General features: G+C 46.1%; 19 protein-coding genes. 7 read left to right on the forward strand and 12 right to left on the reverse strand.

What is annotated here, in order from left to right:
* The first annotated feature begins 44 nt into the window (after positions 1 to 44).
* From PQG66_RS17880 to PQG66_RS17905, 6 genes are all read left to right on the forward strand, one after another.
* On the forward strand, positions 45 to 509 hold the full coding sequence (locus tag PQG66_RS17880; protein WP_272039092.1) for a DinB family protein: 465 nt from the start codon (positions 45 to 47) through the stop codon (positions 507 to 509).
* A 155-nt stretch (positions 510 to 664) separates the two neighbouring features.
* A complete protein-coding gene (locus PQG66_RS17885) occupies positions 665 to 1612 on the forward strand; it encodes an aminoglycoside phosphotransferase family protein (protein ID WP_272039093.1) in 948 nt (315 codons plus the stop codon).
* A gap of 66 nt (positions 1613 to 1678) precedes the next feature.
* Positions 1679 to 2383, forward strand: coding sequence for a response regulator transcription factor (locus tag PQG66_RS17890; protein ID WP_272039094.1), 705 nt, complete (start codon positions 1679 to 1681; stop codon positions 2381 to 2383).
* 30 nt (positions 2384 to 2413) lie between these two features.
* Positions 2414 to 3547 carry a sensor histidine kinase gene (locus PQG66_RS17895; protein ID WP_272039096.1) on the forward strand — a complete coding sequence of 378 codons (1134 nt, stop codon included), beginning with the start codon at positions 2414 to 2416 and terminating at the stop codon, positions 3545 to 3547.
* 122 nt (positions 3548 to 3669) lie between these two features.
* Entirely contained in the window at positions 3670 to 4356 is a 687-nt protein-coding gene (locus PQG66_RS17900; RefSeq protein WP_272039097.1) for a hypothetical protein, read from the forward strand.
* Entirely contained in the window at positions 4350 to 6227 is a 1878-nt protein-coding gene (locus PQG66_RS17905; protein WP_272039098.1) for a transglycosylase domain-containing protein, read from the forward strand. The genes PQG66_RS17900 and PQG66_RS17905 overlap by 7 nt, the downstream gene beginning before the upstream one ends.
* 125 nt (positions 6228 to 6352) lie before the next feature.
* Here PQG66_RS17905 and PQG66_RS17910 read toward each other — a convergent pair whose 3' ends face one another.
* The 11 genes from PQG66_RS17910 to PQG66_RS17965 form a co-directional block, all read right to left on the reverse strand.
* Positions 6353 to 6811, reverse strand: a complete 459-nt coding sequence (locus tag PQG66_RS17910) for a threonine/serine exporter family protein (RefSeq protein ID WP_272039099.1) — start codon at positions 6809 to 6811, stop codon at positions 6353 to 6355.
* Between the two features lie 18 nt (positions 6812 to 6829).
* Positions 6830 to 7609, reverse strand: a complete 780-nt coding sequence (locus tag PQG66_RS17915; RefSeq protein ID WP_442955125.1) for a threonine/serine exporter family protein — start codon at positions 7607 to 7609, stop codon at positions 6830 to 6832.
* A gap of 233 nt (positions 7610 to 7842) precedes the next feature.
* Positions 7843 to 8148: a hypothetical protein gene (locus tag PQG66_RS17920; protein ID WP_272039100.1), complete on the reverse strand. Its 306-nt coding sequence runs from the start codon at positions 8146 to 8148 to the stop codon at positions 7843 to 7845.
* Positions 8149 to 8264: 116 nt separating this feature from the next.
* Positions 8265 to 9602, reverse strand: coding sequence for a DUF4179 domain-containing protein (locus PQG66_RS17925; protein ID WP_272039101.1), 1338 nt, complete (start codon positions 9600 to 9602; stop codon positions 8265 to 8267).
* Positions 9599 to 10114 carry a sigma-70 family RNA polymerase sigma factor gene (locus PQG66_RS17930; RefSeq protein ID WP_272039102.1) on the reverse strand — a complete coding sequence of 172 codons (516 nt, stop codon included), beginning with the start codon at positions 10112 to 10114 and terminating at the stop codon, positions 9599 to 9601. Before PQG66_RS17930 ends, PQG66_RS17925 begins: the two co-directional genes overlap by 4 nt.
* A 187-nt stretch (positions 10115 to 10301) precedes the next feature.
* A complete protein-coding gene (locus PQG66_RS17935; RefSeq protein WP_272039103.1) occupies positions 10302 to 10838 on the reverse strand; it encodes an ankyrin repeat domain-containing protein in 537 nt (178 codons plus the stop codon).
* Positions 10839 to 10897: 59 nt separating this feature from the next.
* Positions 10898 to 12013, reverse strand: a complete 1116-nt coding sequence (locus tag PQG66_RS25370; RefSeq protein ID WP_442955118.1) for a GNAT family N-acetyltransferase — start codon at positions 12011 to 12013, stop codon at positions 10898 to 10900.
* Positions 12014 to 12235: 222 nt separating this feature from the next.
* Entirely contained in the window at positions 12236 to 12646 is a 411-nt protein-coding gene (gene flgB, locus PQG66_RS17950) for a flagellar basal body rod protein FlgB (RefSeq protein WP_272039104.1), read from the reverse strand.
* 233 nt (positions 12647 to 12879) lie between these two features.
* Entirely contained in the window at positions 12880 to 13695 is an 816-nt protein-coding gene (gene speD / locus PQG66_RS17955) for an adenosylmethionine decarboxylase (RefSeq protein WP_272039105.1), read from the reverse strand.
* Between the two features lie 123 nt (positions 13696 to 13818).
* Complete coding sequence (locus tag PQG66_RS17960) at positions 13819 to 14397, reverse strand: DUF1273 domain-containing protein (RefSeq protein WP_272039106.1); 579 nt, start codon at positions 14395 to 14397, stop codon at positions 13819 to 13821.
* Positions 14398 to 14479: 82 nt separating this feature from the next.
* Positions 14480 to 15451 carry an RluA family pseudouridine synthase gene (locus PQG66_RS17965; RefSeq protein ID WP_442955126.1) on the reverse strand — a complete coding sequence of 324 codons (972 nt, stop codon included), beginning with the start codon at positions 15449 to 15451 and terminating at the stop codon, positions 14480 to 14482.
* 352 nt (positions 15452 to 15803) lie between these two features.
* Between PQG66_RS17965 and PQG66_RS17970 the strand changes: the two genes are divergently transcribed.
* The gene (locus tag PQG66_RS17970; RefSeq protein ID WP_272039108.1) at positions 15804 to 16211 is read left to right on the forward strand and encodes a hypothetical protein; all 408 of its coding nucleotides are present in this window, start codon (positions 15804 to 15806) and stop codon (positions 16209 to 16211) included.
* Between the two features lie 255 nt (positions 16212 to 16466).
* Here the strand turns inward: PQG66_RS17970 and PQG66_RS17975 are convergent, their stop codons facing one another.
* Positions 16467 to 17177, reverse strand: a complete 711-nt coding sequence (locus tag PQG66_RS17975; RefSeq protein ID WP_272039109.1) for a GT-D fold domain-containing glycosyltransferase — start codon at positions 17175 to 17177, stop codon at positions 16467 to 16469.
* Positions 17178 to 17273: the final 96 nt, after the last annotated feature.

Raw genomic sequence — 17273 nt, forward strand, 5'->3', positions numbered from 1 at the left:
GAAACAAGATCGTATGTTCCGTATAATGGAATGAAAAGGAAGTGATGATGATGATTCAATCTGTATTCAAACATATTGATACGGCGGTTGCTTCTTTAGTTGAAATTTGTGATCAATTGAATGAAGAGGACTTGCGTCTGGTTCCCATCGAGGGAAAACGTTCTGTCGGAGATCTACTCTCTCACCTGGCATTGATCTGTCGTGCAGATCTGTACATATCCGAAGGGGCGTCGGAGGAAGAGATGGCTCAATTTTATGAAAAGAACGCCCTGTACTCTGTTGACCAGATTAAGCATGCACTTATCACGAACCGGGACTTTCTATATCGTCAGTACATGCAGTTTACAACAGAAGAATTGCTTCATGTAACAACATCCTATTGGGGTGCTTCCTATAGCCGTTTGGAATGGCTACTCGAAATGATGGGACATATGTATCATCACAGGGGTCAACTCTATACGATGTTAACCTTGACGGGAAGAGAGCCCAAGATACCGATGTTTACATGAATGCAATACATATTATCAATACATATCAGGTATAGGGATAAGGTGAATGAAACGGGATATTAAGGATTATGAGGAGGGAATATGCAGCTATTTTTTGGCATGAGCTGACTTCTGGCACATGACCTAACTAAGGAGGGATACAGTTGGTAGACTTCATGAATAATCGGAACCTATCTTCAACTGATCGTGGGATACTTGAGCTTGTGAAAGCGATTCCTCAACTTCGAGAGGCTGTACAGATTGAACGTATATCCAAAGGATATTCCCTGGATCACAAATTCAAAATGGAGGTTCCAGGTGAAGGGAATGTATTGCTGCGAATTTTTCCATACCGTGATATGGAAGGCAAGCAAAAAGAAATTCATATTCTGGAATCTTTGAAGAAAATGGGGGTTCTTTGCTCTACGCCACTTGGCATTGGCAGGCTGGATGATAACAACGGGTACATGATTGTCAGCTATCTGGAAGGTGAAGATGCCGCAGAGGCATTGCCTCTAATGAGTGCACAGCAACAGTACTCTATCGGCATGAGAGCGGGGGCTGAGCTGCGGCGCATTCATCAGTTACCCATCGAGAAGCAAGAAGAATCTTGGTACACACGCAAAAGTATGAAGCATCAGCGTTATGTCGAACGATATCAAGCTTGTCCAATTGTAATGGGTAACGATCAGCACATTTTACATTTTATTGATGATCATCTGGAGTGGATGAAAGGACGTCCTGATGGTTTTCAACATGATGATTTTCATCCGGCTAATCTGGTCGTGAACAATGGAGAGTTAGCTGGAGTAATCGATTTTAACCGGGCAGACCAAGGGGACCCCGTGCATGAATTTTTAAAACTGGGCTTATTCGCGACAGAAGTCAGTATTCCGTACTCGATTGGGCAGGTGCAGGGTTACTTTGAGGGACATGATCCCGATGAGGAATTCTGGAACTTGTATTCGCTATACATGGCTATGGCACTGGTATCCTCTGTCGTGTGGATTCAGAACGTGAAGCCGGAGGAGACAGATCAGATGATGATGAAGATTGAACGTGTGCGTGAAGATCACGATGATTTTCGTAGTGTAATTCCAAGTTGGTATACGTTGAACAAATAAAATAACAGGAGTTTGGATTATTCTCATTCAAAACTCCAAAAGCAGAAAGTAGAGGGCATTACAAAAGTGGCACAACCAGCATCTATACTGCTTGTCGATGATGAGCAGGAGATTATTAAACTAATGGAGATTTATTTCGGGAATGAAGGATACCGGATCCTTACAGCGAGTGATGGAGCACAGGCTCTTGAGCTACTTCAGACGGAAGTGATCGATCTGATTATCCTCGATGTAATGATGCCTAATATGGATGGAATTGAAGTTTGTATGAAAATTCGGGAACAGCAGAGAATGCCAATTATTATGCTATCTGCGAAAAGTACCGACATCGATAAAATAACCGGACTAAGCATTGGTGCTGATGATTATGTAACCAAGCCGTTTAATCCGCTTGAACTGGTAGCGCGAGCCAAATCTCAGCTTCGAAGGTACCATACATTTAACGAAGGTAGAGAGAGCAGGGAGCACGAATGGGTGATTGATGATCTGGTTATCAACACCGATACACATGAAGTGTGGGTGGACGACAGACCTGTTCATCTGACCCCGCGTGAGTTCGCTGTGCTGGAGCTGCTGGCGCGTCATCAAGGATCGGTACTTAGTATGGAACAGATTTATCGGCAAGTATGGAAAGAAGATTTTATGGAATCCAACAACACGGTCATGGTACATATTCGTAAACTTCGTGAGAAAATTGAACAGGACAGCAAACGTCCGAAATTCATCCAGACCGTATGGGGTGTCGGGTATAAGATGATCAAACCGATGTAAGTTGAATGTTAGAAGCAGGGAGTCTCTATAATGAATTCGAAACTGATTAATACCGTGCGATGGAAATTTATCTACGCATTCCTTTTGAGCGGCATATTAACAGCAGTGATGTTGTATGGGGTGGCCAAACTGTGCGAGACGATTCTGGCTACCCAGCGTTATCCGAATTATACGATTCCTGGACAGATGGTTAGGTGGCTCGTGAATCATATCGGTTCTGTTCCTCTAATGATTGCTGTAGGTATCATTTGTTTTGTGCTCTTTTTTTTCCTGTCTACTCGTAAAGTAATGGTTGTATTGGACGAGATCACAGCGGGAATTCAGGAAGTAGCCAAAGGAGAGCTGTCACATCGAATTGAGGTGAGGACTTCGGATGAGTTCGGAGTAGTTGCAGCGAGTATCAACCAGATGGCAGAGCAATTACAGCGCTCCCTTCAGGAGGAAAGAAGTGCAGTTGCTGCCAAGAATGATTTGATTACAGGCATTTCGCATGATCTGAGAACACCATTAACGTCCATTCTCGGATTTCTGGAATATGTGGAGAAGGATCGGTATCAAGATGAACTGGAAATGCGTTATTATGTCAGCATCGCTTATGAGAAATCGCTGACCTTGCGCAAGCTTATTGATGATTTATTTGAGTATACACGAGTGAGCGGGGGCGGTCTGCCGCTATGTCTGACCCCACTGAATCTGAGCCCGTTCTTGATGCAGCTGGCTGAAGAATTTACCCCAATGCTTGAAGAAGCAGGTATGACTTATCAAATCGTTGGAGCCGAGGAGCCCATATGGATTGAAGCAGCTCCTGGAGAATTAGTTCGAGCCTACGAAAATCTATTCAGCAATGCCATTCGTTATGGTGCACAGGGCAAAATAATGGAAATTGGGTTGAAGCTTGAGAATGGAGAAGCTGTAGTCCGTATCAGTAATTATGGCGATCCGATCCTGGCTCAGGATTTACCGCATTTGTTCGAACGGTTCTATCGAGTTGATAAATCACGTTCCCGTGATACTGGTGGAACAGGGTTGGGTTTAGCCATCGCCAAATCAATGATTGAACTGCATCAAGGGAAGATTGCTGCATATAGCGAGCATGGCAGAACAGACTTTGTTACCCGCTTTCCGATGATAGCCCCCCCAGAGCATGATGAAATAAAAGAATAGAACTTTTTAAATTCTATCGGTGTGAAGTTAAGAATTTAATAAGAATTTCACAAAGCTTCCTTAAGAACTATTCGGTATGCTACCTCTATGACTTGGTTAGCAGCTTGAGGAGGATGCCGAATATGAGTTCGAGATTTAACACCGTTAGAATGAAATACATATATATTTGCGGAGCAAGTGCGCTTCTCAGCATAGTGATTTTGTTTGTTGTTTATCAACTGATGAAATTCATTTATCTTCTCATGTTCAATGACGTTGCTTGGATTAACCGTGTAATTCAATGGGGCATCAACCACATAGGGAAGACACCGCTGTTCTTGCTTGCCTTTGGGGTGCTGTTTGCTTTGTTTTTCTGGATTCGCTCTCAGAAAATAGCTGAAGATATGCAACAACTTGTCCAGGGAACTCGTCAACTTGCGAATGGTCAGACGATTGATCCCATCCGAGTACTAAGCAGTGGCGAGCTACGACAATTAAGTGATCAGATTAACGCTATTGCAGTTCTCGCCACTAGAGGGAAGGATGGCAGTACATCGCCTCATGTGGCAAGAGAAGCTGCACGAATGGTCCAGCCTCCAAACAAAAGTGAACATATCTCCTTACCTATTGAACTTACGCTGTATGGCATTCAATCTGCTCTGGAGGAGTTGCTGAAGACGAGCGGCAGACACGACAGCGAGGTACAGCATTGGGCGAGAGTGGCTTATGAACAGACATCTCTGCTCCAGCTTGCGCTTGGTATATCGGAATGGAAAGAAAATAGTGACAGCCCTTTAATAAAGGGTGAAACTGAGGAAGCGCAATGTTAAGAATCAAGTTTAAGCGCTCGATCTATCGACTATTTGATGTTGCTGTTGTTGCAGCGGTCCTGCTGGTACTGATATATATGTATTTGTTTTTTTACGGCAAAATCATCATCCAAAATCAACCGGAAGTAATGCAGCAAGTTTCCTCTACATCCATTCTGGACGGAAGCGGAAACGAAATATCCAAGATGATTACATCGAATCGGGGATACATTGAGTATGCAGACCTAGATGAAATGCCGGATATGCTGAAACAGGCTTTTTTAATTACTGAAGATAAACGTTTTTACCGTCATGCCGGACTTGACCTGATTGGTGTTGGGAGGGCAGGAGTGCAAAATATAATCCATATGGATTGGAGCCAGGGCGGTAGCTCGATCACACAGCAGCTGGCAAGAAATCTATACCTGGATGGCAGCAAGACCCTTATCCGCAAAATAAACGAGCTATCCATTGCTCTGGAGTTGGAGAAGAGATATTCAAAAGATAAAATTCTGGAAATGTATCTGAATCAGATCTATATGGGACGGCAACAGTATGGAGTCAAGGCGGCAGCCTGGCGTTATTTTGGTGTGGATGATCTGAATAAACTGGAACTATGGCAGATTGCTACACTTGCTGGTATTCCCAAGGGACCCTCCATTTACAATCCAGTAGATAATGAGCTTCTATCCAAAGAGCGACGCAGTGTAGTGTTATCGCTGATGCATGAACAAGGACTCATTACAAGCAAACAGATGAAAGAAGCTGCAGCAGTTGAGTACAAACCACCCCGTCCCGGCATGGAGCGAAAATCAACCACACAAATATCAGACGTGAGACAGCCTTCCTATATATCTGCTGTGGATGCCGTCATTGCAGAGGCCTCCCTTCTAACAGGTAAAAGTGAGGCTGAGATTCGCTCAGCGGGCTGGACGATCCGCACCGGGTTAGATGTAAGTGCTCAGGAGGCGATGGAGAAAACTTTTGCCGAGTCAGTTTGGTTCCCGGATGATCGAAAGGACCAGCAGGTGCAGGCCAGTATGGTTATCCTTGATCAGCATAACGGCGAAGTGAAGGCGATCATGGGCGGACGAAAACCTGTAAAGGGAGATATCAATCGGGCTCTGATAGATGCAAGGCAGCCTGGTTCGGTGTTCAAACCTATAGTTGCTTATGGTCCAGCGTTGGAGTCGGGGAAATTCAATCCAGGAACTATGCTGCCGGATCGGCCGATGTCTTATGGCGGGTATCAGCCCAGTAATCTGGGAGGAAGATATCGTGGGACTGTATCGATGTCTCAGGCGCTACAGCAATCCATCAATGCGCCAAGTGTATGGCTGCTCGACCAGATCGGATTGAGACAGTCCAAGGATTTTGCTCAGAAACTAGGGATTGAGATTGGGAATGAAGATACGAATCTGTCCATTGCGCTGGGCGGATTACATAAGGGTATTTCACCGTTGAAATTGGCACAGGCTTATGCTGTGTTTGCCAATGATGGGAAATTTAATCGCGCACATCTTATACGTGAAATAACGGATGCTCAAGGACAAGTAATCTATGCACACCAGTCTACTAATAAACAGGTCATAACGAAGCGGACCGCACAAGAAATGACGAAAATGTTGCAACTTGTCGTTAGTCAAGGGACCGGGAAGCGAGCTCAGATGTCTCAGGTTAGAGTGGCAGGCAAAACCGGTACGACACAGGCGGCTTTCCCCAATGCTCCGAAGGGAGCCAACCGGGATATCTGGTTTGCCGGTTATACCGAGAAGTGGACTGGTGTTGTGTGGATGGGATTTGATTACACGGATGCTTCGCATTACTTGCAGTCGGGGAGTGGTACTGCAGCAGAATTGTTCTCAACGGTGATGAAACAAGCTAAGCAATGATCTAGAAATGATACATTAGTCGAACAAACCAAAATACCCATGGCATGTACAAGCAGAAGCTTGCAGGCTATGGGCTTTTTTTGGTGAGAGAATCACCATCTCGAATCACCATCTCGTTTGTTACATCATTTAGAGGCTGGCTTGACGCGAGCTACATGGGATAAGTTACGAACGACCTGATTCAATACCTCGGATAATACAAGTCCTACGGCGATCGAACCGGATAACATCAGTGCTTTCGCTGCCATTTCGATGGCAGCACTATAGTCGTTTTGTACAAAGCTGCGCATCGCGTTATACGCCAGTCCTCCCGGAACGAGCGGGATGATGCCTGCCACGCTGAATATAATGACTGGCGCACGAAACATGCGGGAGAAGAGCTGGCTGATTGCACCAAGAGCTATCGTAGCGATCAGCGTTGCTGGAACGGCGTTTGTGGCATATTCGAGCACAACATAGATAATCCAGCCAACCATACCGACAAATCCACCATGAATTAGCATACGTCTTGGAGCATTGAAGATAATCCCAAATGCTGCCGAAGCGACAAAACTGGTCAAGGCTTGTTCAATATAATGGAGCATAACTTACATACCTCCGTCTTACAGCAAAAGTGTAATCACTACAGCAACGCCTGTGCCGATGGCAAAAGCAGTCAGGAAAGCCTCTGCACCCTTGGACAAACCGGATACAAGATGCCCTGCCATCAGGTCGCGTACTGCATTGGTAATAAGTAGTCCCGGCACAAGCGGCATGACAGAACCGATAATAATTTTATCCCGTTCAAAGCCTACACCCGCATATACCAAGAAAAAGGCAAGCATCGCGATGACAAAAGAGGCTGTAAACTCAGCGAAAAATTTGACACGTACCCATCGGTGAAAAAGAATAACCGAAGCATACCCGATTCCGCCGCAGATCAGTGCTGGAATAAAGTCTCCCCAGCTACCGCCGAACATAATCGTGAAGCAAGAGCTGGATAAGGCAGCAGCCCCTAGCTGGACGGCAAACGTATAACCCGAAGGTTTGCCTTCAATCTCGATCAGCAGATTGTTCGCCTCCTTAGCAGTAAGCTGCCCTTGTCCGATCCGGCGTGAAACGTCGTTGACCTCAGACACTTTATCCAGATCGGTTGTACGTTCAGAGATGCGGATCAGCTTCGCTGGTTCAACGGCGTCTACCGAGAAAAAGATGCCTGTAGGCACAACGTAACTATGAGAATGAGGGAGCCCCAGTGCTGCTGCCATTCGTTTCATGGTATCTTCGACGCGGTAGGTTTCAGCACCACTTTGGAGCATAATTTTGCCGGCAAGCAAACAGATAGCTGCAACTTCAGATTGCTCAGATGGCTCAGTAACCATATATTGACTATTATCGCTCATCTCCGCTTCGGGTTTAAGAGGAGAGGTTAAGTCATGATCTATGTATTTCAACCGGATCAAGCTCCGTTTCCTATAAGTTAAGGCATTATACAGAGACCATTGTATCATATTTTATACGTCGAATAGCAGTCTAGAAACATGTTGTGCGTCGAGCTATTCGATGTGGATTTTCATGCCCCTCCCCAAAAAAGCTTCGTTCAATCCCGATGGGGAAAGAGACGAAGCTTCCTGGTCTACATCAACAGAGTGATGACGAGCAATTCATACAGTACCAACGGCAGAATCGTCGGGCCAAACAAGGCACGCGGTTCGGGATAACCATGCATCGGCGTCACCTGGAGGTATAGAATTCCGCGGTCCGCACTAATAATGACACCTTCCCATACTTGACCGTCAATGTTCTGAACTTGTACTTTTTTGCCAACATGCTGACGAACCGTATGATGCAGCATATTCCGCACACTTTGCACGGATTGCACCATCGGTTGATTGGCCTGATACACAACACGAGCGGATGGTGTAGATGTTGATTCAGACATGATGCACAACCCTTCCTCGAAATAAAATCCTTCTTCCTTCAAGGTATGCATCTGCCTACAAAAGGTGATTACGCGTAAAGTTTGTTGAGTGCTCTACAGCCTGTGAGTCATATCTCTTAAGGATGTACAGGGATTTCAAGTGAAAAGGGGGAGTGTGTCTTGGACGGATAAGTAGCAATTTGCATCTGAAGATCCCCCTGCAATTTTGCACCTTTTTCAATGGTAATAGACACCGTGGTATGATTTTGATCTTTCCCGTGTCCCGAACTCCAGCTTGCGCCTGGAGTTTCATAAGATTGACCTGTGCTATCTTTTACCTTGCTGAAACTGAAAACAAAACTATTTTCCATGCTGTCAGGAACAGAGAAATCAACAATCAGATCTTTGCCTTCCACCTTACTGCCCAGCATCCGAAGTCCGGAAGGGCCGCCCGTAATCTCATGAGTATTCAAGTTCAGACTGAATTCCAGTTCTTTTTTATCCAGTCCTGAGAACCCTGAACCTTGCAACGTCAGCTTTTTAGGCTTGGAAAAATACATACTTTCAAAATAGATAGAACGCGTATCTTCGCCAATTGAGGTGTTAGTTTTCCAGGCGCGTCCTTGTTCATCCACTAGCTGCAAATCACTGAGACCAAAGATTTTTTTGGTGTTGTTCGGATCAAGCTGCACGTCAAGTACCAAGCGGGTTGGATACATGGTGGCCTGTTTCACCTGGATATGTTGTCCTTCAATGATCAACGTTTGGTTGACGGGTATCACTTTCATCATGCCTTTGGTTAGATTTTTATCGACAGGCATCGTTACTTTCCACACCCCTGGATTGTTTTGGTTTCGGGATGTGAATACCACCGTTAACACATCTGGAGGAGAGGATTCATTGGTAAAGAAGACATCAATTAAGTTTTCATGGACTTGATCTTCTCCATCAGCGTGAGGTGCAGAATAGCTTAAGCCAACGGGAAGATGCTTCCCATTACCATCAAGCAAATCAACGTCATAGTTAAATTGCTCTGTATCTTTCATGCCTTTCATCTTATAAAAGATAACCATGCGTGAGTCGTCTGTTATAATGCCTTCCACGGTTACAGAACCCCCGTCCTGTTCGTCGGTAATCCCAACTTTTTGCAAAAGGGACTGATCAATTGCCATCATCAATCCCTTGTCTTGGCGAATCAGATCAACGACTCCTTCCATGCCAGGCAGTTGCTCGACAAAAGACGCAAACGCAGGGGATACCCGAATACAGCCAGTGAACAATAAAATCAGGGCAACTGCAGAGATGGAACTAGTCAGCCAGCGTAATTTTGTTTTTCGCTGACGAGAAGCTTGGCGAATCCCGGTCTTCACCGCCTGTGAAGCTGCCATATCCGGTATGGGCATGGTGTCATATTCGGTCTTACGAGCTTGAAGACGTTCCTCCAAAGCATCAAACGGGTTGAGTTCGTTGGTCATAATAAGTGCTCTCCTTTCGGTTCAAGTCGATTCCGAAGCTTGCCAAGAGCGCGGTGCAGTCTTGATTTTACCGTGCCTGCCGGGATTTCGAGAATGTCAGCGACCTCAGTCAGTGAGAAACCTTCGAAATAGCTCAGGATAATAATTTGTTTGTATTCCGGTTCAAGTGTAGCGACTGCGGCTGCCAGATCCGGATCCTCAGGGTGATCCCAACGTCCGGATTCCTGAATTTCGGTGACGGGGCTGAATCGGATTTTGCGTTTTCGTTCATCTGCACAGTAATTCAGAAGAATGCGAATTAGCCACGTACTGAAATAGGAGGGTTCTTTCAATTTTTTGATTTTGCGGAATGCGCGGTAGGTTGCTTCCTGTATCGCTTCCAGTGCATCGCCTTCGTTATGCAGATAGGCATAAGCGATTCGGTACAGACGGCTCTGATTCATTTCCATTAAGGCTGTAAAAGCAGCAGCATCCCCCTTTTGTGCAGCTCGCGTAAGTTCGGTAGGGGTCACAAGGCTCCTCCTTTGTAGATATGGTTTCGTATTAGACAGAGAAAGCCGCCGAACGGTTCTCGTTTTGTGAAAAAAATGATATTGCTCATATCGATCTGTTCACCGAATGTGAAGAGATAACAAATAACCGTCAGCCTTCCCAGGGGCATGATCTGCGCCAAGGAGAGACGGACGGTTATGAATATGTCTAGGATATCGGCGGGGCGACTTGCTGTAGAAGAGCCGCCACAGAGGAATTGCCGCGTTGCTGCGCAATTTGTAGTGCGGTTGCGCCTGCAGCATCTTGTGCTGAGACATCAGCACCATGTTCAAGTAACAACTCAATGATCGCTGTCTGATCCGTATGAAAGGCCGCAGTGTGTAGTGCATGTTGTCCGTCACTGTCTGGAATGCTTGTGGATGTGCCATGTTCTAGCAATTGTCGGATGACTTGCAATGAGCGCTCTCCAGCGAGTGCGGCGTGCAGGGCTGTGTTGCTGGGAATGAACGAAATCCGTGAATGGGAGACCGCATTGACATCAGCGCCATGTTCGAGCAGTAATTGTACACTTCCGGCTTGCCCATAATGGGCTGCATACCCCAGAGCGGTTAAACCGTCCTTATTTTCGATATTCGCTAGTTCTGGACGTTCTTGAAGGAGAGACTTCAGTTTGTTGATCTCTCCATGCTCTGCTGCTTGAAACAGTTGCTCTACCATTGCTGTATCCGATTGTTCCTCTTTCATCGGTAAAACCTCCTCTTCGCTACCCTATGAATGAGATATGACTGCTTATTATTGAGTTATTAATCCTGTACATAACGTCGCTTCGCTGCTTCTAATGCCGGAATGGCGAAGCTGGCAAGTGGAGCAGGTAGATCATTAAGCGGAAACCATCCGATCTTGCCGATGGCTCCGCCTTCTTCCAGATTTCGTGCCACCCCGCTAATCACTTTGGTGGAGTATAACATCGAAATCCAGTGCTCCTGCTGTTCCGGGTGAATGGTCTCCGCCGTACAGAGAAGACAGCCAATAGCGATATCGAGATCAACCTCTTCTTTAATCTCACGAATAACGGCTGATTCTAGTGTCTCATAGGCATCTACTTTCCCCCCTGGAATACTCCAGGTATGCTGCTCTGGTGCACGATTGCGCCAGGTGAGCAATACTTCATTACGTTCGTTAAGGATTACCGCACCGACGCCAATTCGGGGGAAGACCTCGACATTTCGAGTGCCACTGTTAGATTCCGTTGAGCTAACTAAGCATACAGAAGCAGTATCCGATGCAGAACTATGGTCCGTGCAACAATGGGCGTCTTGATGGGGCTTAGTTTCAGTTGAAGAAGCACCCGACGGCAGGAAGGAGACCGGATATCCGGTTTGGCTTGACCACTCCGCGGCCAGAATACTCATCGAGATCAGATCATATTGTGTACCGTCGCGCATGACGGCAGCGCGATGCCGGCCTTCCTCGCGGAATCCAGCTTTCAGGTATGCTTTTCTAGCTACTTCGTTGTATTCAATGACGTCCAAAGCGATTCGATTCAGATTTAATTCATGGAAGGCGTATCTCAGAATGAGAGCAAGTGCATCACTGCCGTAACCTTTGCCACGATTACGTTCTTCACCAATGCCGATGGCGAGTTGTGCAGAGCGGTTATTCCATTCAATCCGGTAGATCGCGACGAATCCGAGGAAGCGATTGTCTTCCAAAGTGCGCAGCGAAAATTCAAAATCCTGACCATTGCGGACGGAAGAGGCACCTGTTTCATCTGAAGTTTGCGGAACGGCAATATCCGTATCCAGGTTACGCAAATACTCATACTTCTCCGTGAAGTGTGCAATTTGCATGCGATCTTCAGGGCACGGCGCCGTGAGTCTGACCTTGGAGCCTTGAAAAGCGTTATATTGTGGAGCCATGTTGCACCTCTTTTGGATGGAATATCTTTCTTCATAATACCATTATACTACAGGGCCACAGAATACCGAACCTACGGGGTAGATCAGCACATGCTCCTAAAAAAGAGAAAACTAGGACAGAAGAGAAAGCTGGTACAGAAGAGGAAACACGGACAGTTGCAGTGGAGTTTCCATACGAAAAAAAACAGCCACGAGGGCTGTTTATCCATTATTCAGATTATTTTATTTCAGGTCATTCAATAAATTTTTCATCTTTTTGTAATGTCCGCTAACGCGATCAGCCATGTAGTTGTACAGAAGCTGATTCTCAGAAAGCAGAGCCATTTCACGGTCAATATCCACATTATTGTTGTTATTGTTCATAGCCGTTTCATTATTCTGTATCACACGGTAATGTACAATAGAGTCATTTGGACTACCGACTGGAAAATGTTTCTCATGCGTCCGGCGCATTCTGAGCTGCCCATTTTTACCGTTCTCGACGATCCGTCTGAGCTCATCCTCAAACTCGACCGTTGTCTTTTTATAATTGGGCGTGTCTGCATTGGCGATGTTGTTGGTAATGGCCTGATGCCGCGCATTAAGAGCTTGCAAAAGGGATTCATTCCGTCTGGAAGTATTGGTTTCGATCATGCTCAGATCCTCCTTCACCGCAACCGAATGCAGTTCCCTCTATTTTAAGAAATCCGTCTGCACACTGTCAAGATATCTAGCCCAAAGAATCGACGGTTATCTCCAAAAATCTACAATGTTTATTCAAAAACATAGCAAAAAAGACAAGTATATGGTTAATCTGACTTCTGTTCAGGAAGCCAGCAACCATAGAGACTTATCTTTGTCATCGTTTATATTCACTTCAATGTACCTTAAGAAGAGCGGTTAATATTTTTACCATAATAGATCTCGTCCATTTCGAGCTTCAGCCACTCAGTGATTTCCTGTTGTTCGGCTTTGCTGAGTTTGTCTTTCGTGTACCCGAATAGATAATTATCCAGATCAAACTCCTTCAGCTTACATTTGGTGTGGAAAATGTTCTCCTGATAGACGTTCACATCAATCATATCAAAGCCGCTTTTGATCTCGTCTGGAATATAATTCTGGATCGAACTGATTTCATGATCAATGAACAGTTTGCGCCCGCTCGTATCCCGCGTAAAGCCACGTACGCGATAATCCATAATCATAATGTCTGTATCGAACGAATGAATCAAATAATTCAGTGCTTTCAATGGTGAGATCTCACCACAGGTGGACACATCAATATCTGCACGGAAAGTGCTGATTCCTTCGCTAGGGTGAAATTCAGGATAGGTGTGTACGGTGATGTGGCTTTTATCCAGTTGCATCACGACGTTATCGGGCAGAGGACCAGGTGATTCGTCGAAGGATTCTTCGGGAATTTCCACGATGGGACCTTCTGAGACTAGCATCGTTACGCTGGCACCTTGCGGCACGTAATCTTGTTGCGCTACATTCAGGACGTGTGCACCGATGATGTCCGATACATTTTTCAAAATATGAGTCAGCCGATCTGCGTTGTATTGTTCATCAATATATTCAATGTAAGCTTCACGTTCTTCTTTGGTCTTGGTGTAACAGATATCGTACATATTGAAACTGAGCGACTTGGTAAGGTTATTGAATCCGTGCAGCTGAATACGCTGCTCTGGCGTTAAAGTCATATTGCCGTTCCCCTTTGTCCCATACGACATAAAAATCGCAGTTTTAATACTACTTATACCCAACCTTGCCCGAAAAAAAACATAGGTGTACGCAATCTACGGTCAAGATGAATCTACTATCGATCAGAAGGATACATCCTCGTCATAAGAAAAATCATTCATGCGCTCATCCTCTGCGATGGATTGAATATCCTCTGAGGTTACGATGATAATCGGGTAGTGCTCGTTCTGCTGTTTTTTGACTGCTTTTTCTTTCACAAAACGCGGACTGCCTTCTCCGGCATCTTCATCATAGACAAGTAATAATCCATCACTTTTACGAAGCAACAGATCGTCCCGTGCGGTGAACTGCCATGGCCCGATATATGGCTGTTTGCTGATTGCTCCGTAATAGTCCACCCCGGATAGGATGGCGCGATAGTATTCCTGCTTGTCTTCCTTCCATTGCTCCTCCGGATTCTGGAATGCAGTAATGATCGACAGCTTCAGATGCGGATAAGTCTGTTTTAGCTCCAGCACAACCTCACAGGCCCACAGGTCAACGCCGTATTGACCGGGGGTAAGCACCCATTCCAGCCCATCTTCTACAAGAGGAGTAAGGCGGGAGGCAATTGCTTTTTTAATGTAGGGAATGCCTTCATGCTTTTGTCCAAAAATCTGCAGTTCGTGAGCACGGTACCCGGTAATGAACAGGTTTTGCAAACGTGATGACCTCCTTTCAGGCGGGTAGGGCACTAGGGGGGAAACTTAGTTTCCGCTTTGGCTTCGTCTTCGTATGATCACGTTATTGTACAGGCGTGCTGTCTCCACGGAACGGATATAGGAAGGGCTTCGGAATATCCGTCTCGAATGTCATCAGCTTACCTGTCGTGGGATGAATAAATGAAAGTACGCGTGCATGCAGTCCCAGACGTCCAAGATCTCTCGTGCGTGCACCGTATTTGCGATCTCCCGCGATCGGATGTCCCAGATCTTCCATATGAACACGAATCTGATTTTTGCGACCTGTCTCCAGACGCACTTCCAGCAATGAGAACTCACGGTTTGCTTTCAGGCGCTTGTAATGGGTAACAGCATGTTGTCCATCGTTCGGACGGGAGCTGGAGTACATTTTGAGCGTTTTGGTTTCTTTGAGCCAAGAGGAGATCGTACCTTCTTCTTGAGCGACAGCTCCTTCAACCAGTGCGATATAGACACGATCTCGTACGTTTTCTTTCCAGTGGTTTTGTAACTGCTGCTGTACTTCTTCACTTTTGGCAAACATCATCACACCTGATGTATCCCGGTCCAGGCGATGTACGACGAATATCCGATTTAGCGGATTCGTACGACGGACATGTGCCATCAGTTGACGGTAAGCGGTCAGGTCATCACTTTTGTCAGCCGCGATGGAGAGTAGCCCCGCTTCTTTGCGAATGACGATAATGTCATCGTCCTCATGCAAAATGTTGATGCCTGTGAGAGAAGGAGCGGCGACCGCACCTTCTTTGCTAATGGATATGATCTGGCCAGGTTTCAGCGGCTCGTTAAACTTGGTCACGACTTTCTCATCAATTGATACTTGCCCACGTCCCAAAATTGATTTCACAGCATTTCGACCTGACTTCACATGTTTCAGCAGAAAATTCAGCAATTCGTCCGGTTCCGTGACATTGTACTGACGGGGCGGTTCGGACTTGCGGTAATGGCCTTGACCCGGGCGTTTCGTCGCAGATGATTTGGCTGCCACTTTGCCATCTATTCTTGCAGAGGTCATAGACACATCGGATGCTGAGGCATTCTGAGCACCATCGCGCGCGCGAGGGGACTTGGCTTCGGATGAGGAAGCATGTGGGCGGCCAGAACGTGGCTTGGAAGAACCCCCGTATGATTTACCTTTGGCAGATGACCGACCTTTTGAGCCTTTTCGTTTATTCATGAATACATATCTCCTTCTGAACAGCCTGTACCCTTTATGTGCATACGATCCGTTCGTTTCGTTATGCAGTTCAATATACCATTAACCGCATTGAATTAAAAATAGGTTCATCAAATCTGTTAACCATCCAATCGGAAGAGTTATCAGATTCATAGGATATGTTATCCCATAGCATTGGAGGTGTTACTTCATGGGCGTGTTTCTCGATATGAGAACCTCGGCGAACTCGGGATCCGTAGGAGCGCCGGGATTGCCGTTGTCTCAATCACCTGAAGCCTTCGGGGTAATCGGTCTTCAGACCCAAGGAGTCATTAATCCTATAATTACCTTGAACGGCACAGTGGGTGTTACGGGAGAACTTGGCGATACATTTGTAGTCGAGATTGTACGCGGATTTGTATATGATCCATTCTTCATCATATATCGCGCAGAAGGTACAATCGGGCAAAATGGCGGAGCCGAGTTCCATTCGTTCACAGCTCAGGATTTGTCTGCACCACCAGCGCTGGAAAGTGTATATACGTCGTTCATCTCAGGCGTGTCTACAGCTGTGCGGACCGGACCAGAGATGTTCTGCGGCATTGCTGCGACCAACTAATAGAGCATAGAGGAAGTTGGTCAAGCCGCGACTTCTTCTCAAGATCGTTCTCTCTTTACCGAGAAGTTTGGATTATGATTCTGGCAGGATTCATTCAGGTTGTATCTCTTAAAACCCCCGACCGAAGCAGGTGGGGGTTTTAAGTATTCGTTGAGTGAAACACCGAAGGGGAAGGGTTCTGAAGTTAGGAGTAAAGAAGAGAGAGCATGAAGTGAGAGCATGATGAAGTGAGAGGGTGAAGTAAGTGGACGAAGACTAGTTGGCTTTCCCTTTCAATATCATATTATTCGCTTTGCCGAAGTCAATAGCAACTGTGCCTGTAAGCGCCGCAGTGCGTTCCGCAAGAATGACTGCATTGACGCCACAGGAGAAGAGCGCGATATCAAATTTGTTCCGCTGACTTTGAATCCATTCCAAAGTTTCATCCATCTGATCATAGTTGTCAAAAGAACGTGCATTAACAATGTCGAGATGATAGGGATCTTTCATGAGTGCGGCTTGTAGCTGCTCCAGCTCACGCGTAACAAGCAACACACGTTTGCCTGCGAGGATCTGCCAGAACCGCGGCACCTGCACAAGTTCACGATTCACACAGGCATGACAGGTCAACGCAGGCGTAATGCCATAATGAGCAAAAATCATGTCAGTCAGCGGTCGTTTAAGATGATCCGGGGCTTTGATGGTACTGTCCCCTCGTGGCAGTACGCCCACAATGGTAGCACGTTGTAAAGATGCAGCAACTTCATCACGCATCTTCAGATTGGGAAGGCGTAGCCCCTTTTGTCCAAGATTAGCTTTGATTGCCCAGCGTTCTTGTAATACCTGCTCTATAGGCCACACCGTTTCCTGCGACATGACGATATTTTCGCCATCCCCCACACGCACCAGTGAGAGTGCGCGCTTCTCTCGTAGCGCTGTGTCGAGCTGATCCAGCACATCCTGCATTTCAAGATAAATGGAATTCATTCGAATGCTGCCTCCTTTGAAAATTAAGCCTTCTCTATTCTATGTTGCGAGAGAATTCGTGATCTATGTGTTCGACCTCCAAGAGACATATCAGGG

The organism is Paenibacillus sp. JJ-100 (genome assembly GCF_948329825.1).
Classification (GTDB): Bacteria; Bacillota; Bacilli; order Paenibacillales; family Paenibacillaceae; genus Paenibacillus.

What these genes read in the sequence shown, in the direction of transcription:
- PQG66_RS17915 (WP_442955125.1), bottom strand. Translation starts at nt 7,609, where the DNA reads ATGAGCGATAATAGTCAATATATGGTTACTGAGCCATCTGAGCAATCT.
- PQG66_RS17905 (WP_272039098.1), top strand. Translation starts at nt 4,350, where the DNA reads ATGTTAAGAATCAAGTTTAAGCGCTCGATCTATCGACTATTTGATGTT.
- PQG66_RS17935 (WP_272039103.1), bottom strand. Translation starts at nt 10,838, where the DNA reads ATGAAAGAGGAACAATCGGATACAGCAATGGTAGAGCAACTGTTTCAA.
- PQG66_RS17965 (WP_442955126.1), bottom strand. Translation starts at nt 15,451, where the DNA reads ATGACCTCTGCAAGAATAGATGGCAAAGTGGCAGCCAAATCATCTGCG.
- PQG66_RS17900 (WP_272039097.1), top strand. Translation starts at nt 3,670, where the DNA reads ATGAGTTCGAGATTTAACACCGTTAGAATGAAATACATATATATTTGC.
- PQG66_RS17910 (WP_272039099.1), bottom strand. Translation starts at nt 6,811, where the DNA reads ATGCTCCATTATATTGAACAAGCCTTGACCAGTTTTGTCGCTTCGGCA.
- PQG66_RS17970 (WP_272039108.1), top strand. Translation starts at nt 15,804, where the DNA reads ATGGGCGTGTTTCTCGATATGAGAACCTCGGCGAACTCGGGATCCGTA.
- PQG66_RS17880 (WP_272039092.1), top strand. Translation starts at nt 45, where the DNA reads ATGATGATGATTCAATCTGTATTCAAACATATTGATACGGCGGTTGCT.
- PQG66_RS25370 (WP_442955118.1), bottom strand. Translation starts at nt 12,013, where the DNA reads ATGGCTCCACAATATAACGCTTTTCAAGGCTCCAAGGTCAGACTCACG.
- PQG66_RS17975 (WP_272039109.1), bottom strand. Translation starts at nt 17,177, where the DNA reads ATGAATTCCATTTATCTTGAAATGCAGGATGTGCTGGATCAGCTCGAC.
- speD (WP_272039105.1), bottom strand. Translation starts at nt 13,695, where the DNA reads ATGACTTTAACGCCAGAGCAGCGTATTCAGCTGCACGGATTCAATAAC.
- PQG66_RS17925 (WP_272039101.1), bottom strand. Translation starts at nt 9,602, where the DNA reads ATGACCAACGAACTCAACCCGTTTGATGCTTTGGAGGAACGTCTTCAA.
- PQG66_RS17885 (WP_272039093.1), top strand. Translation starts at nt 665, where the DNA reads ATGAATAATCGGAACCTATCTTCAACTGATCGTGGGATACTTGAGCTT.
- PQG66_RS17920 (WP_272039100.1), bottom strand. Translation starts at nt 8,148, where the DNA reads ATGTCTGAATCAACATCTACACCATCCGCTCGTGTTGTGTATCAGGCC.
- flgB (WP_272039104.1), bottom strand. Translation starts at nt 12,646, where the DNA reads ATGATCGAAACCAATACTTCCAGACGGAATGAATCCCTTTTGCAAGCT.
- PQG66_RS17895 (WP_272039096.1), top strand. Translation starts at nt 2,414, where the DNA reads ATGAATTCGAAACTGATTAATACCGTGCGATGGAAATTTATCTACGCA.